Genomic DNA, 14,031 nt, shown 5'->3' on the forward strand with positions numbered 1-14,031 from the left:
CTCGACGGCACGTGTAAGCGTTGGGTAAGGTACGGCGAGCGGCATGGGCAAAGCTCCCGAAGGCGTGCCGCACGTGGGGACGGCGCATAATGGGACCAAGGCACACGGCACGGCAGAGGAGCGCGATGACCGATCCCACACCACTGGACGTCCTGCGAGACACCTTTGGCTACCAGAGCTTCCGGCCGCACCAGGCCGAGATCGCGGACGCCGCGCTCGCCGGTCGCGACGTGCTGGCCGTGATGCCCACCTCGGCCGGGAAGTCCATCTGCTACCAGGTTCCCGCACTCGTGCTGGCGGCGCGCGGCGCCGGGCTCACGCTCGTGGTCTCCCCGCTCATCTCGCTCATGGCCGACCAGGTGGGGGCGCTGCGCCAGGCGGGCGTGGCGGCGAGCTTCCTCAACTCGACCCTCGACGCGTCCGAGCGCGCAAGCGTCCTGCGCGGCATCGCGAGCGGAGCGCTCTCCCTTCTCTACGTAGCGCCGGAGCGCCTCGACGACCCCGCCTTCCTCCAGGTGCTCTCCACGCGCGGCGTGGCCCTGCTCGCCGTGGACGAGGCGCACTGCATCTCCCAGTGGGGCAACGACTTCCGCCCCAGCTACCAGCACATCACCGACTTCCTGGGCGCCCTGCCCAACCGTCCGCCCGTCATGGCGCTCACGGCCACGGCCACCCGTGCGGTGCGCGAGGACATCCGCGCCTCGCTTGGCCTGCGCGACCCGTTTGTGGTCCTTGCCAGCTTCGACCGACCCAACCTGAGCTTTGCCGTGGCCCGGCCAAACGGGCACGCCGAGAAGGACCGCATGCTCGTGGGCTTCTGCCGCGAGCGCGCCGACCGCTCGGGCATCGTCTACTGCTCGAGCCGGCGCGCCGTTGAGGAGGTCTGCGACCTGCTGCGGGACGAGGGGCTTGCCGCAACGCGCTACCACGCCGGGCTCTCCGCCGAGGAGCGCCACCGCAACCAGGACGACTTCCTCTACGACCGCAGCCGCGTGATGGTGGCCACCAACGCCTTTGGCATGGGCATCGACAAGTCAAACGTGAGCTACGTGATCCACTACAACCTGCCGCTCTCGCTTGAGAACTACTACCAGGAGGCGGGCCGCGCCGGCCGTGACGGCACCCGCGCCGACTGCCTGCTGCTCTACTCCCCCGGCGACGTCCACACCGCCGAGTTCCTGCTCTCCCGCACCGAGCCGCGCGAGGACCTCACGCCTGAGCAGCGCGACGAGCTGGCCGCCCACGACGCCGAGCGCCTGCGCCAGATGGTCTTCTACGCCACCACCACGGACTGCCTGCGTGCGTTCATCCTGCGCTACTTTGGCGAGGAGGCTCCCGCGTACTGCGGCAACTGCTCCAACTGCCTCACGGACTTCGAGGAGGTGGACGCCACCGTGGACGCGCTCAAGGTGGTGAGCTGCGTGGCAAGGATCGCCCAGCGCCACCAGAGCGCGGGTGCTGCTGCGATCGTGGACGTGCTGCGCGGGTCGCGCGGCGAGAAGACCCTGCGGCGTGGCTTTGACACGCTCTCCACCTACGGCATCATGGCCGACGTGCCCGCGCGGCGCATCCGGGCGCTGATTGACGAGCTGGCGTTTCGCGGCGTGCTCGCGCGGACGGCGGGGGACTACCCCACGATTGCCCTCACGGGGGCATCCGGCGCGTTCCTCAGGCGGGAGGCACCCTGGGACGAGCCGCTCGTGCTCAAGGTGGCGCGCGGGACGCCGCGGACGGCGCGTGCGGCGGCACCGGCCAGGGGCCAGACCGTCACGGACGTCTCCGAGCTCGACGAGCTCGGCCGCGCGCTCTACGACGAGCTGGCCGAGCTGCGCGGCGAGCTGGCACGCGAGCAGGGCGTCCCGGCGTACTTCATCTTCAACAACGCCACGCTCGTGGAGATGTGCGCCAAGCGGCCGCGCACCGTGGAGGAGCTGCTCGGCGTCTCCGGCGTGGGCGCCAAGAAGGCCGAGCGCTACGGCGAGCTCTTCCTCGCGCGCATCGCCGAGGCCACGGGCACAGGCGCCTAGGCAGGATGCGCCGGGCGGGAGGCGCGCCGAGGGGTGCACCGGGTAGAAGTACCCGTCCAGCAGCCCGTCAGCCCAGCTCGACCGTGTAGAGCGGCTTGTAGCGGGCGCCGTCCGGCCTGAGATCGCTGCGGAAGAGGGTGACGCACGCCGCCTCGTCAGGCCGCGGGAAGGCGAGGCCCTCCAGCGCGGCGCGCGGCAGGCGAGCCCGTCGCGCAAGCGTCACGTGCGGCAGGAAGTCCTTCTGGTCATAGGCGACTCCCCGGGACGCGAGCTCAGCGCGCAGCCGCCCGGCAAGCGCCTCGAGCTCGTCCGTTCGCCGCAGGCCCAGCCAGAGCGTGGCGTCACGCCCGCGCCCAAAGGTGCCGAGGCCCTCCGCCGCAAGGCGCACCGGACCTGACCCCGCGCAGGCCGCGTCCAGCGCGTCCATGGCCAGACGTGTCTCCGCCTCCCCCACCTCGCCGAGAAACGCCAGCGTGACGTGGTGGTTCCCGGGAGCGACGAAGCGTCCCTCGCAGACCGCCGAGAGGCTCCGCACGAGCGCGGCCATCTCGTCCGCAAACGCCTCGGGCAGCTCAAGCGCAATAAAGGCCCTCATGACGACCTACCGATCCGCCGTGCCGGCAGCGTCGGCGGCATCTGCGGCGCCGGCGCGGCGCGCGCGGACGAGCGCCCAGGCCGCCAGGGCAATCGCCAGAACCGCCAGCACGAGCGCCGTCTGCATGCCGAGGTTCGGGGCGAGCTCCGCCGGAAGCCCGGCCACGCCGCGCCCGACCGCCCAGGGATTTCCCTCGGCAACCGAGCGGAGCGCCAGATAGAGCTCGACGTTTGCCACGGAGCACGCGTACCACACGGCCCCCACGTCAAGCGCCGACAGCACCCCCGAGGCCAGCGCGAGGGGAGCCATGCGACGCCAGGAGGCGATGACCGCACAGACGAGCGCCGCCAGCGTCACCACCGCATGGACGGTGGTGACCGCCGCCACGAGCCAGGCGAGGTCCCCCTCGCTCAGGCGTCTGAGAAACTCAACGAGCTGGTCAAGCCGCTCGATGGCAAAGGGAAGGGCGCTCTGCACGTTGCCCGCGACCTGCAGGAGGGTGTCGGCAACCCTCCCCACGGCGTCCGGCATCCCCAGAAGGGGAAGAAACACGCCCCAGAGCCCCACGCCGCCAAACAGCGCGAGCGCCGCCGCAACCGCCGCGAGCACCGACGAAACGCGCCCGAGGCGCAGGGTGCGCTCGCGTCCGTCAAGCGACGACCTCATTGAGGTACTGCTCGCCATGCTCCCTCCTGTCTCCCAGGCACATACATGGTCCCGTCCTCGCTGCCATCCTACCACAAAAATACGAACACATGTGCTGTATTTGTGATTGTCGGGAGGAGGCGGATTTGTGTCCGGCCGCAGGCGCATCATGGGTGCCAAGAAGAACACGTGTTTGTAAGGAGGACCCGTGGGACATGCCTACCTCTGCATAGACCTCAAGTGCTTCTACGCCTCGGTCGAGTGCGTGGACCGCGGGTACGACCCCTTCGAGCGGCGCCTCGTCGTGGCGGACACCTCGCGCGGGCCCCGGACCATCTGCCTGGCCGTCTCGCCTGCCATGAAGGCCCTCGGGGTGCGCAACCGCTGCCGCCTTTTTGAGATCCCGGACGGCATAGACTTCGAGGCGGCCCGGCCGCGCATGCGGCGCTACATGGAGGTCTCGGCGCAGATCTACGCCCTCTACCTGAGGTACTTCTCGCCAGAGGACATCCACGTGTACTCGGTGGACGAGTGCTTCATAGACGTCGGGCCCTACCTGGCGCTCTACGGGGGGACGCCGCGCGAGCTGGCCGTGGGGCTCATCGGGCTCGTCCGGCGCGAGACGGGCATCTGCGCCGCGGCCGGCATCGGGCCCAACCTCTTCCTCGCCAAGGTGGCGCTTGACGTCACGGCCAAGCACGCCGCGGACAACATCGGGGAGCTGGACGAGGAGCGCTTCAAGTGCGTCATCTGGCCGCACCAGCCCATCACGGACATCTGGGGCATCGGGCCGGGCGTGGCGCGGAGGCTCGCGGCGATGGGCGCCACGTGTCTGGGCGAGGTGGCGCTCCTGCCAGAGGAGCGGCTCTATCAGGAGTTCGGCATCAACGCGGAGCTGCTCATCGACCACGCGTGGGGAATCGAGCCCTGCACCATCGCCGAGATCCAGGCCTACCGGCCACGCGCGCACTCCATCGGCAGCGGGCAGGTGCTCGCGCGCGACTACGAGTTCGAGGAGGCGCTCGTGATACTGCGCGAGATGGCGGACGCCCTCGTGCTGGACCTCGTCGACAAGCAGCTGGCCTGCGGCCACGTCTCCCTGTTCGTGGGCTACGCACACGAACGGCGCCCTTGGGGCGAGAAGGACCAGGGGCCTGTGGGGGAGCGCTTCGTCGGCGAGCACGGGACGCGCATGGTCGGCCGCGCGCGGGACGGGGACGGGGCCTCGCGCAAGCTCCCCGAGACCACGGACTCGCGCAGCGTCATCACCGCCCGGCTCGTCGAGCTCTTCTCGGAGACGGTGGACCCCAACCGCCCGGTTCGGCGTATCAACATCGCCCTCGGCGCCCTCGTGCCGGCTGAGTTTGCCGACCTGACGCTGTTCACCGACGTGAGGGCCGAGGGAAGCGAGCGGAGCCTGGCGCGGGCGACCCTGGCGGTCAAGCGTCGCTTTGGAAAGAACTCGCTGGTCAGGGGGTTGAGCTACCGGCCGGCGGCCACGGGGAGAGAGAGGAACGAGCAGGTGGGAGGACACCATGAGTGACGCGACGGCGCAGGGGCCGGCCAAAGGGGCAAGGGCCGGCGCACGAGAGGGCCACGGGGCCCCGGACGGCAGGCGCCACCCGGACCGCGCGGCCCAGTTTATGCCGTTTGCGGCGCTGACCGGCTACTACGACCTCATCCGCACCGTCGCCGAGCGGCAGGCACGCGAGGGCGCGGACCGCCCGCCCGACCCCCTCGTCCCTAGCGCTGGCGGTAGTGGGACAGGAAGTCCGCGAGGTCGGTCATGCACTCGCGGAGAACCTCCATGCGGGGCAGGTACACAACGCGGAAGTGGTCAGGCTCCGGCCAGTTGAAGCCGCCGCCGCGCGTCACGAGGATGTGCTTCTCGTGCAGCAGGTCAAGGGCGAACTGCTCGTCGTCGGTGATGTTGAACTTCTTGACGTCGATCTTCGGGAAGATGTAGAACGCCGCCTTGGGCTTGACCGCCGTGATGCCGTCGATGGCGTTGAGCGCCTCGTAGACGTAGTTGCGCTGCTCGTAGACGCGCCCGCCCGGCTCGATGTAGCGCTCCACGCTCTGGTAGCCGCCGAGCGCCGTCTGCACGATGGACTGCGCCGGCACGTTGGAGCACAGGCGCATGTTGGAGAGCATGTTGATGCCGTACATGAAGTCGCGCGCGCAGCGCTTGTTGCCGGAGAGGACCATCCAGCCCACGCGGTAGCCGGCGACCATGTGGGACTTCGAGAGGCCGGAGAAGGTGACGCAGAACAGGTCCGGGGCCAGGCTCGCGATGGACACGTGCTTCTCGCCGTCCATGCAGAGGCGGTCGTAGATCTCGTCCGAGAAGATCATGAGCTGGTGGCGACGGGCGATCTCCACGATGCCCTCGAGCACCTCGCGCGGGTAGACGGCGCCGGTGGGGTTGTTGGGGTTGATGATGACGATTGCCTTGGTGCGGTCCGTCACCTTGGACTCCATGTCCTGGAGGTCGGGGAACCAGTCGGCCTGCTCGTCGCAGAGGTAGTGGACGGGCGTGCCGCCGGCGAGCGTGGCGCACGCGGTCCAGAGCGGGTAGTCGGGCGCGGGGATGAGAATCTCGTCGCCGTTGTCCAGCAGCGCCTGCATGCAGAGCTGGATGAGCTCGGAGACGCCGTTGCCCGTGTAGATGCCGTCCATGTCCACGTTGGGAATGTGCTTGAGCTGGGCGTACTGCATGATGGCCTTGCGCGCCGAGAAGAGCCCGCGCGAGTCCGAGTAGCCCTCGCACTCCGTGAGCTGCTGACGCATGTCGTGGACCACCTCGTCGGGCGCGCGGAAGCCGAAGGGGGCGGGGTTTCCGATGTTGAGCTTGAGGATGCGCTGGCCCTCGGCCTCCATCCGGGCGGCCTCGTCCACGACGGGGCCACGGACGTCATAGAGCACGTTCTCGAGCTTGGAGGACTTCTTGAACTCGCGCATGGTTGAACTCCCTTGAGTGGTTGCGGGCGTGACGGGCTGGGTCGCGGTCTCAGGCCGCGCGGCGGCTCGCTCTCCCCGTCCCCGCGCGAGCCACTCCTCCGAGACGCCCAGGATCTGGGCCAGGAGGCGCACCACGTTGGCGCGGGGCTCCACTTTGCCACTCACGTACTGGCTGACCTGGCTCTTTCCGAGTTTGGAGCCACGCTCGGCAGCGGCGTGGATGAGGTCGGCCTGCTTGAGGCCACACTCTGACATCGCGGCGCGCAGCCGCTCGGCAAAGGTCTCCGCTGCCATCTCGTCCCCGTTTCTAAAGTTCAATTTCCGTTGAAATTGAACTTCTCGCCCTCGTAAGTTCAATGCTGCACACTCTATCACAACCAAAATTGAACTTGCGCGGCAAAATGTCGGCTGTGGGGCAATTCACCCGGTCATCACCGAGCCGTTGCTGGGGCTGCCGTTGCCTAACGCTGTCTGCCACCGCCTGCCGCCACCTGTCGCCGCCTGCCGCTTAGAAACTGAGGGCTGTTTCGGACCAAGGGGGCGTTCGCGCTTTGAAAACGCGGGCTGTTGCGCGCTCGATGCCGCACCCGCTTTGAAAAGAGGAGTTGTTGCAGCTCCGGACGGGAGGGCGGCTTAGAAAACCTGGGCCGTTGCGACTCCGGAAGGTGAAGTGCGCTGCGCGGGGCGTGACAGCCGCCATTTCGTAAGCAGAAAGACACCCCGGAGGCGCAACAGCCCTCGTTTCGTAAGCAGAGAGGCACCGCAGGATGCAACGACCCCCACTTCGTAAGCGGAAGGGCAACCCGGAAACGCAGCAGCCCCCACTTCGTAAGCAGAAACGGGCCGCAACAACGCAACGCCCGTCAATCCGTAAGCAGAAGGACAGCTTCGCGTCGCAACGCCGCAACGGGGCGCCGGCCACACGCGACCGACGCCCCGTCCCAGAAGCCCTTGCCAGCCCAGAGGCTACTTCTCGCCACGCCGGCGCACCTCGAGCTTGGCCCGCACTCTCTTGCTGCACTTGTAGCGATTAAACAGCCGAGAACCCCTGGCGCAGCGCCGACGGCTGCCGGAGCCGGTCCCCGGCAGGAGGCGCACCGATGTGCCATCATTGACCCGTCGCAAGGAGGGACGCATGCCAAGAGAGACCAAGCAGGCAAAGGTGGAGCGCGCCGTCGAGGTGTGCCGACGCCTCGACGAGAAGTACGGGCCGGTCGAGTGCTTCCTCGACCACGAGAACCCCTTCCGGCTGACGATCTCCGTGCTGCTCTCCGCCCAGACCACCGACGCGCAGGTCAACAAGGTGACGCCGGCACTCTTTGCGCGCTTCCCCACGCCTGAGGCCATGGCCGCGGCCACGCCCGAGGAGGTCGCCGAGCTCATCCACAGCCTTGGCTTCTACAAAAGCAAGGCGCGTCACTGCGTCGAGTGCGCGCAGATGATCGTCTCCGAGTTCGGCGGCGAGGTGCCGCACACGATGGCGGAGCTCACGAGTCTTCCCGGCGTGGGGCGCAAGACTGCCAACATTGTGCTCAACGTGGGGTTTGGCATCGTCGAGGGCATCGCCGTGGACACGCATGTCAACCGCATCGCGCACCGGCTGGGCCTCTCGCCCAAGACCCACGAGAAGGAGCCGCTCAAGACCGAGCAGGACCTGCTGCGCCTCCTGCCACGCGAGCTCTGGGGGCCGGTCAACCACCAGTGGATCAAGCACGGCCGGGACACGTGCACGGCACGGGGGCCCAAGTGCGATGGCTGCGTCCTCGAGGACATCTGCCCGAGCGCGCATCGCGGCTAGCGCAGACGGGCGGGTCGCAGCGTCTGGATGCGCCGCGACCCGCCCGCTCTTCTCGCCTGATGAATGGGCGCTGAATCTAAATCAGCTTGCCCTTGCAGTGGTCGACCATGTGCTGGATCATCTGGGCCGTCCAGCCCATGTAGTCGCGGCGACGGGACTTGAGCTGGCCGTCCACGAGCTCGTCGAAGGACACCTTGATCTTGGCGAAGCGCGTCACGCGTGTGTCCTCCTCGTGCGTGAGGCAGTTCTCCATGACCTTGGCGCCACCCAGGCCCATCAGGATCTTGGGATTGAGCATGACGTGGATCTGGTCGTTGTCATCCTGGTAGGCAATGATGGCCTTGGTCACGCCAATCTGGTTTGCGGCAAGGCAGACGGCGTCGTCAATCGAGGCGAGCGTGTCCACGAGGTCGGTGACGACCTCAGCGTCCTCGGCGGTGGCGGGCTCGCACGGCGTGGAGAGGATTGCCTCGTCCTTCACCAGGTCCTTGATCATGAAACTCCCCTTTGGCTTGGTCCTTCGGCGGTTTTGCTCAGGCAATTATAGCGGGACGAGTCGCCGGGCGCAGCGGGCTCGGGTCGGGGGCCAAGCTAAGTGGCCACACAGCCCCGAACGGCTGCCGCGCGGCTCTGCACATGGCAGACGACGCCTCTGCAGCTCCCCACACTGTTACGCGCCCCCGCAGCGCCGTCGACCAATTTGCAATTTGGCTATAACTGTGACAAGCGGACCTCCCGATTTGCAATTTGGCCATAACTGTGCGCCCAAAGCGTCGCCTCAAGGGATTTTGATTTCTGATTTTATTATATTACCTGCGACTTTCCCTTCCGTCTACGCGCAGGGCGCGCACAGCACGTCACACTTATGGCTAAATTGCAAATCGAGGACGACTCATGTCACAGTTATGAGACTTTTTCAAATCGAGACGGGAGATTCGTGTTCAACATCGTACTTGTGACGCCGGAGATTCCGGCCAACACGGGAAACATCGGCCGAACCTGCGTGGTCACAGGCTCGCGCCTGCACCTCGTGGGGCCGCTCGGCTTCTCCCTGGATGAAAAATCGCTTCACCGTGCCGGGCTCGGCTACTGGGAAAGCCTTGACGTTACGGTCTACGGGGACTGGGAGGACTTCCTCACGCGCAACGGCCTCAGCGCCCGGGGCTCAGACCCCCGCCTGCACCTCCTCACCAAGAAGGCGCGGCGCACCTACGCCGAGGCGCGCTACGTAGAGGGCGACTACCTCGTCTTTGGCTGCGAGAGCGTGGGGCTGCCGGAGGAGCTCCTCGCCTCGATGCCCAATTGCTGCGAGCGCATCCCGATGCTCCCCGACGCCGTCTCCCTGGAAAACGCCTCCGCCTGGCACGCAGGCACGCCCGCCGACCACCGCGCCCTACTCGCGCAGGACGTGTGCGGCAACTTCGTGAACCCGGACGACTACCGCATCAGCGCGCTCAACCTCTCCAACGCGGCGGCGGTGGTGCTCTACGAGGCGCTCCGACAGACAGGGTTTGCGGGAATGGAGTAGACGCGGCACGAGGCGCCTCGCCAAGACGGCCCGCAGCCCAGCGCGCCCTACCCCAGGAAGCGCACCTCGGGCTCCAGCCGCACGCCAAACTGGCGCTCGACCTCGTCCTGCACGTGCCCGATCACGGCGTGGACGTCGGCGGCCGTGGCGTCGCCCACGTTCACCACGAACCCGGCGTGCTTCTTGGACACCGCCGCGCCGCCCACCTGATAGCCCTGCAGGCCGGCGTCCATGATGAGCTTGCCAGCAAAGTGGCCCTCCGGCCGCTTGAACGTGCTGCCCGCGCTCGGCAGCTCAAGGGGCTGCTTCTCCTCGCGCCGCGCCGTGAGGTCGTCCATCTTGGCGCGAATCTTCTCGCCGTCGCCCTTCTTGAGGGCAAACGTGGCGGAGAGCACCACCAGGCCGTCGGTGGCCACGCGGCTGTGCCGGTAGCCCAGGTCGAGGTCGGCCACGTCAATCGTCTCGAAGGAGCCGTCCGGGCGCAGCACGCGCACGCACTTGAGCACGTCGGCCACGCACCCGTCGTAGGCGCCCGCGTTCATGAAGCACGCGCCACCCACCGAGCCCGGGATGCCACAGGCAAACTCAAGGCCGGAGAGCCCCAGCTCGCAGGCCATCTCGGATGCCTCGCGCAGGTCGACGCCCGCCTGGCACGTCATCTCCGTGCCGTCCACGGAAACGCCCGTGAGCCCGTCGGCCACCGCCACGATCACGCCGCGGTAGCCCTCGTCGGAAACCAGCAGGTCGGAGCCACGGCCCAGCACAAAGCGCTCGACCCCCGCCTCGTCGCAGGCGCGCAGCACGTCCCGCACCTCATCGAAGTCCTCGGGAATCACAAAGAGGTCGGCCGGCCCTCCCACGCGAAAGGTGGTGTGGGCGCTCATCGGCTCGTTCTCGAGCACGTTTTCCTCGCCCACGATCGAGCGCAGGCGCCACGCAAGGGGCTCTCGGCCGCTTTCGGTATCGGACATGCTTTCCTTTCTGTGGCCCGACAGGCCTTCACAGTATAGCGCGCCCGCATGCACGCCTGCCATGCCAATGACCCTGGCCAACCCCCGGCACGACCGGCCACAGGGAGCGGCCGCACGTCCCCGCGACAAGTGCTACACTGGCCCCGTCAGTTTCAGGGCGGGGTGAAACTCCCCACTGGCGGTAACGGGATGCCCGGGCGTGCGCGCCCAAGACCCGAAGTCCGCGACCCGCTAAAAAGGCGGCTGACCCGGTGAGACTCCGGGACCAACGGTTACAGTCCGGATGGAAGAAACGGAGGCCACCATGGCAGCTTCTTCACACGTCTCGCACGATACCCACTCCACCACCGCAGGCGGCGCCTGGTCCACCCGGCGCATCGCGACGACGGCGCTCTTCTGCGCGCTGGCGTTCGTCCTCACCTTCGTCGAGATCCCCATCTTCCCGCCCGCCCCCTGGCTGGAGTACGACCCGTCCTGCATCGTGGCGTTTGTCGCCGGCCTGCTCTTCGGGCCCAGCACGGGCGCCATCGTGGTCGTGCTTCCCTGGGTGCTCAAGACCCTCTTCAGCTTCAACCCCTACGGCCACCTCATGGCCGTCCTCGCCGGGCTCACCCTCGTCATCCCCGCCGTGCTGGTCGCGCGGCGCCTGGGCGGGGCGCGCGGGCTCGCCGCCGGCATGCTCGTCGGCGCCGTGGTCTCACTTGTCGCCTGCATCCTCGGCAACATCGTCGTGACCCCCCTCTACACCGACACCACCGCCGAGGGCGTCGTGGCGATGATCGTGCCCATCCTGCTGCCGTTCAACCTGATCAAGGTCGTCCTCAACTGCGTGGTCACGGCCCTCATCCAGAAGCCCGTCTCGCAGGTCGTCTCCGCGTAGCCCAGCTGGCGAGAAGCACGTGGCACTGACGGCAACACGCTCGACGGAACCCATCCGGCTCTCGCACGTCACCCTCGTCTATGAGGGCGGCGTGCGTGCGCTTGACGACGTCTCGCTGACGGTCGCGCGCGGCGAGCGGGTCTGCGTGCTCGGCGCCAACGGCTCGGGCAAGTCCACGCTCGCTTCCGTGATCTGCGGCCTGCTCGCCCCGGACGCAGGCGACGTGGAGCTCGTCGGCGAGCGCGTCTGCGCCGACGGCGTGCCCGACCTCGACGCCTACCGCCGCGCCCGCCGCGGCCTCGGCCTCGTGTTCCAGAACCCCGACGACCAGATCGTCACGAGCGTCGTGGAGGACGACGTGGCCTTCGGCCCGGAGAACCTCGGCCTCCCGCGTGAGGAGATCGCCGCGCGCGTGGGCCGTGAGCTGCACCGCGTTGCCCTCGACGACTACGCGCACGCCGACCCCACCCGCCTCTCGGGCGGCCAGAAGCAGCGCGTGGCCATCGCCGGCGCGCTTGCCATGGAACCGTCCGTGCTCGTGCTCGACGAGCCCGGCTCGCTGCTGGACGTGCGCGGCCGCTCCGCGATCCTGCGCGTGATGGGGCGCCTTGCGGCCGCCGGGACCACCCTCGTGCACGTGACCCACTTCATGGACGAGGCGCTCGAGGCGGACCGCGTCATCGTGATGGACCACGGCCACGTGGCCCTCGAGGGCACTCCCGAGGAGGTCTTCTCCCACGAGGACGCCATCCGGGCCCTCGGCCTCGAGGCGCCCTTTGCCCTGCGGCTCTCCGACCGCCTTGGCCTGCGCCCCACCTGCAGCGAGAAGGACGTGGTGGAGCAGCTCTGCGCCACCGTGCGCGGAGGCAAAGGATACGAAGGGACTGTCCCTTCGTATCATCCCGACGGCTCGCCCCAGGCGCCCCTCGTCAGCGTCGAGCACGTGAGCTTCTCTTATGACCCGCGCGCCCACGCGCTCGACGACGTCTCCCTCAGCCTGACGCCCGGCAGCTCGACGGCAATCATCGGCCAGACCGGCTCGGGCAAGTCCACCCTGCTGCGCCTGCTCTGCACCCTCGAGACCCCCGACGAGGGCCGCATCCTCCTCGCCGGCCAGGACACCTCCACCCGGAGGGGGCACCGCGCCGCCCGCGCGCAGATCGGCTACGTGATGCAGCACCCGGAGCGCCAGCTCTTTGCCGAGACCGTCGAGAAGGACGTGGGCTTTGGCCCGCGCAACCTGCGTCTTCCTGCCGCCGAGGTGGACCGTCGCGTCACGGCCGCCCTCGAGCTCGTGGGCCTTGCCGACAAGCGCGACGCCTCCCCCTTCAAGCTCTCCGGCGGGCAGCGGCGCCTCTGCGCGCTCGCCGGCGTGCTTGCCATGCAGCCACGCGTGCTCGTGCTCGACGAGCCCACCGCCGGGCTGGACCCGCGTGGGCGCGCCATGCTGCGCCGTGTGCTCGCCCGGCTGCACGAGCGGGGCATCACGCTCGTGCAGGTCACCCACTCCATGGAGGACGCCGCCCGCACCGACCGCGTGGTGGTGCTCGACCAGTCCCACCTGATGGCCGCCGGCAGCCCGCGCGAGGTGTTCTCTCGCGGGAACGAGGCACGCCTCGCGGAGGCGGGACTCGGCGTGCCGCGCTCGCTTCGGGTGGCCCGCGCCCTCGAGGACCGCGGCTTCGGACCCCTCGGCGAGCCCCTCACCACCGACGAGCTCGTCGCGGCGATAGAGGGGGGCGAGGCCTAGTGGCACTCCGGCTCGACATCGGCCAGTACTACCCGGCGAGCTCCCCCGTCCACGAGCTCGACGCGCGCGTCAAGCTCTGCTGTGCGCTCGCCCTGCTCGTCACGCTCTTCTGCCTCACCAGCCCCGCCCAGCTCGTGGCCGGCGCGCTCGTGGCCGCAGCGCTGCCGGCGCTCGCGCGCATCCCCGCCGGGCGCGTCCTCGCCTCGGTGCGCCCGCTCGTGGTGTTTCTCGCCTTCCTCTCGCTCCTCAACCTCGTGTTCGTGCAGACCGGCACTCCGCTCGTGACGCTCGGCCCGCTCACCGTCACCTCGGGCGGCGCGTGGGCGGCGGTGCTCTACGCGACGCGCTTTGCGCTCGCGCTCGTGGTGGGCTCGCTCATCCTGCTCACCACCACGCCCACCCAGCTCGCGGACGCCTTCGACCGCATGCTCTCCCCGCTCTCCCGCCTGGGCCTGCCCGGCCACGAGATCGCGATGGTCTTCTCGCTGATGCTGCGCTTCGTGCCCACGCTCGCCGACGAGGCCTCGGCCATCATCGACGCCCAGTCCCTGCGCGGCGGGGCGTTCGACGAGGGCGGCCCCGTCCGCCGCGTGCGCGCCATCGTCCCCGTGGTGGTGGCCCTGCTCGCGAGCGGCCTGCGCCATGCGGACGGCCTCTCCCGCGCGCTCGATGCCCGCTGCTACGAGGGCGGCGCCGGGCGCACCCACCTCCACGAGCCGCACCTCGGCCGGCGCGAGGCCGTGGCTGTCGTGGTGACGGCGGGGCTCGTGGTTCTTCTCGCCGTCCTAGGGCTGTAGCCCGAGAAGCCACCGGCCGCCCGCGCCCCTCTCGCCAAGGCCGAATCGGTCCACCACGTCACGTCCCGCCGCTTGTTCG

The 14,031-nt window shown here is 68.8% G+C and carries 12 protein-coding genes and 1 riboswitch; of the genes, 7 read left to right on the plus strand and 5 right to left on the minus strand.

The features are described from left to right. Positions 1 to 125: 125 nt before the first annotated feature. Positions 126 to 2,027: a DNA helicase RecQ gene (gene recQ / locus H9X80_RS02125; protein WP_204792707.1), complete on the plus strand. Its 1,902-nt coding sequence runs from the start codon at positions 126 to 128 to the stop codon at positions 2,025 to 2,027. Positions 2,028 to 2,094: 67 nt separating this feature from the next. Here the strand turns inward: recQ and thpR are convergent, their stop codons facing one another. Continuing rightward, positions 2,095 to 2,622: an RNA 2',3'-cyclic phosphodiesterase gene (thpR, locus tag H9X80_RS02130; RefSeq protein WP_204792708.1), complete on the minus strand. Its 528-nt coding sequence runs from the start codon at positions 2,620 to 2,622 to the stop codon at positions 2,095 to 2,097. A gap of 6 nt (positions 2,623 to 2,628) precedes the next feature. After that, a complete protein-coding gene (locus H9X80_RS02135) occupies positions 2,629 to 3,306 on the minus strand; it encodes a hypothetical protein (RefSeq protein ID WP_204792709.1) in 678 nt (225 codons plus the stop codon). A 169-nt stretch (positions 3,307 to 3,475) separates the two neighbouring features. On the opposite strand from H9X80_RS02135, the gene H9X80_RS02140 reads away from it, so the two are divergent. Beyond that, complete coding sequence (locus H9X80_RS02140; protein WP_204792710.1) at positions 3,476 to 4,810, plus strand: DNA repair protein; 1,335 nt, start codon at positions 3,476 to 3,478, stop codon at positions 4,808 to 4,810. A gap of 200 nt (positions 4,811 to 5,010) precedes the next feature. Here the strand turns inward: H9X80_RS02140 and H9X80_RS02145 are convergent, their stop codons facing one another. Continuing rightward, positions 5,011 to 6,522: an aminotransferase class I/II-fold pyridoxal phosphate-dependent enzyme gene (locus H9X80_RS02145; protein ID WP_204792711.1), complete on the minus strand. Its 1,512-nt coding sequence runs from the start codon at positions 6,520 to 6,522 to the stop codon at positions 5,011 to 5,013. Positions 6,523 to 7,363: 841 nt separating this feature from the next. On the opposite strand from H9X80_RS02145, the gene nth reads away from it, so the two are divergent. Then, positions 7,364 to 8,026 carry an endonuclease III gene (nth, locus tag H9X80_RS02150; RefSeq protein ID WP_204792712.1) on the plus strand — a complete coding sequence of 221 codons (663 nt, stop codon included), beginning with the start codon at positions 7,364 to 7,366 and terminating at the stop codon, positions 8,024 to 8,026. A gap of 76 nt (positions 8,027 to 8,102) precedes the next feature. Here nth and H9X80_RS02155 read toward each other — a convergent pair whose 3' ends face one another. Beyond that, positions 8,103 to 8,522 carry a peptide deformylase gene (locus H9X80_RS02155; protein WP_204792713.1) on the minus strand — a complete coding sequence of 140 codons (420 nt, stop codon included), beginning with the start codon at positions 8,520 to 8,522 and terminating at the stop codon, positions 8,103 to 8,105. A 441-nt stretch (positions 8,523 to 8,963) separates the two neighbouring features. Between H9X80_RS02155 and H9X80_RS02160 the strand changes: the two genes are divergently transcribed. Beyond that, positions 8,964 to 9,554 carry a TrmH family RNA methyltransferase gene (locus H9X80_RS02160; protein WP_204792714.1) on the plus strand — a complete coding sequence of 197 codons (591 nt, stop codon included), beginning with the start codon at positions 8,964 to 8,966 and terminating at the stop codon, positions 9,552 to 9,554. A gap of 47 nt (positions 9,555 to 9,601) precedes the next feature. On the opposite strand, the gene murB is transcribed toward H9X80_RS02160, so the two are convergent. Continuing rightward, complete coding sequence (gene murB, locus H9X80_RS02165) at positions 9,602 to 10,525, minus strand: UDP-N-acetylmuramate dehydrogenase (RefSeq protein WP_204792715.1); 924 nt, start codon at positions 10,523 to 10,525, stop codon at positions 9,602 to 9,604. Between the two features lie 144 nt (positions 10,526 to 10,669). Next, positions 10,670 to 10,824: riboswitch (FMN riboswitch) on the plus strand. A 5-nt stretch (positions 10,825 to 10,829) separates the two neighbouring features. Here murB and H9X80_RS02170 point away from each other — a divergent pair. Genes H9X80_RS02170 through H9X80_RS02180 form a run of 3 tightly spaced genes read left to right on the plus strand, consistent with a single transcriptional unit; the run spans position 10,830 to position 13,952 of the window. Next, positions 10,830 to 11,405, plus strand: a complete 576-nt coding sequence (locus H9X80_RS02170) for an ECF transporter S component (protein ID WP_204792716.1) — start codon at positions 10,830 to 10,832, stop codon at positions 11,403 to 11,405. Between the two features lie 19 nt (positions 11,406 to 11,424). Further along, positions 11,425 to 13,155: an ABC transporter ATP-binding protein gene (locus tag H9X80_RS02175; RefSeq protein ID WP_204792717.1), complete on the plus strand. Its 1,731-nt coding sequence runs from the start codon at positions 11,425 to 11,427 to the stop codon at positions 13,153 to 13,155. Further along, a complete protein-coding gene (locus H9X80_RS02180; protein ID WP_204792718.1) occupies positions 13,155 to 13,952 on the plus strand; it encodes a CbiQ family ECF transporter T component in 798 nt (265 codons plus the stop codon). The genes H9X80_RS02175 and H9X80_RS02180 overlap by 1 nt, the downstream gene beginning before the upstream one ends. Positions 13,953 to 14,031 lie beyond the last annotated feature (79 nt).

The organism is Olsenella profusa (assembly GCF_016900315.1).
Classification (GTDB): domain Bacteria; phylum Actinomycetota; class Coriobacteriia; order Coriobacteriales; family Atopobiaceae; genus Thermophilibacter; species Thermophilibacter profusus_A.

What these genes read in the sequence shown, in the direction of transcription:
- H9X80_RS02170 (WP_204792716.1), top strand. Translation starts at nt 10,830, where the DNA reads ATGGCAGCTTCTTCACACGTCTCGCACGATACCCACTCCACCACCGCA.
- H9X80_RS02135 (WP_204792709.1), bottom strand. Translation starts at nt 3,306, where the DNA reads ATGGCGAGCAGTACCTCAATGAGGTCGTCGCTTGACGGACGCGAGCGC.
- nth (WP_204792712.1), top strand. Translation starts at nt 7,364, where the DNA reads ATGCCAAGAGAGACCAAGCAGGCAAAGGTGGAGCGCGCCGTCGAGGTG.
- murB (WP_204792715.1), bottom strand. Translation starts at nt 10,525, where the DNA reads ATGTCCGATACCGAAAGCGGCCGAGAGCCCCTTGCGTGGCGCCTGCGC.
- H9X80_RS02145 (WP_204792711.1), bottom strand. Translation starts at nt 6,522, where the DNA reads ATGGCAGCGGAGACCTTTGCCGAGCGGCTGCGCGCCGCGATGTCAGAG.
- H9X80_RS02155 (WP_204792713.1), bottom strand. Translation starts at nt 8,522, where the DNA reads ATGATCAAGGACCTGGTGAAGGACGAGGCAATCCTCTCCACGCCGTGC.
- thpR (WP_204792708.1), bottom strand. Translation starts at nt 2,622, where the DNA reads ATGAGGGCCTTTATTGCGCTTGAGCTGCCCGAGGCGTTTGCGGACGAG.
- recQ (WP_204792707.1), top strand. Translation starts at nt 126, where the DNA reads ATGACCGATCCCACACCACTGGACGTCCTGCGAGACACCTTTGGCTAC.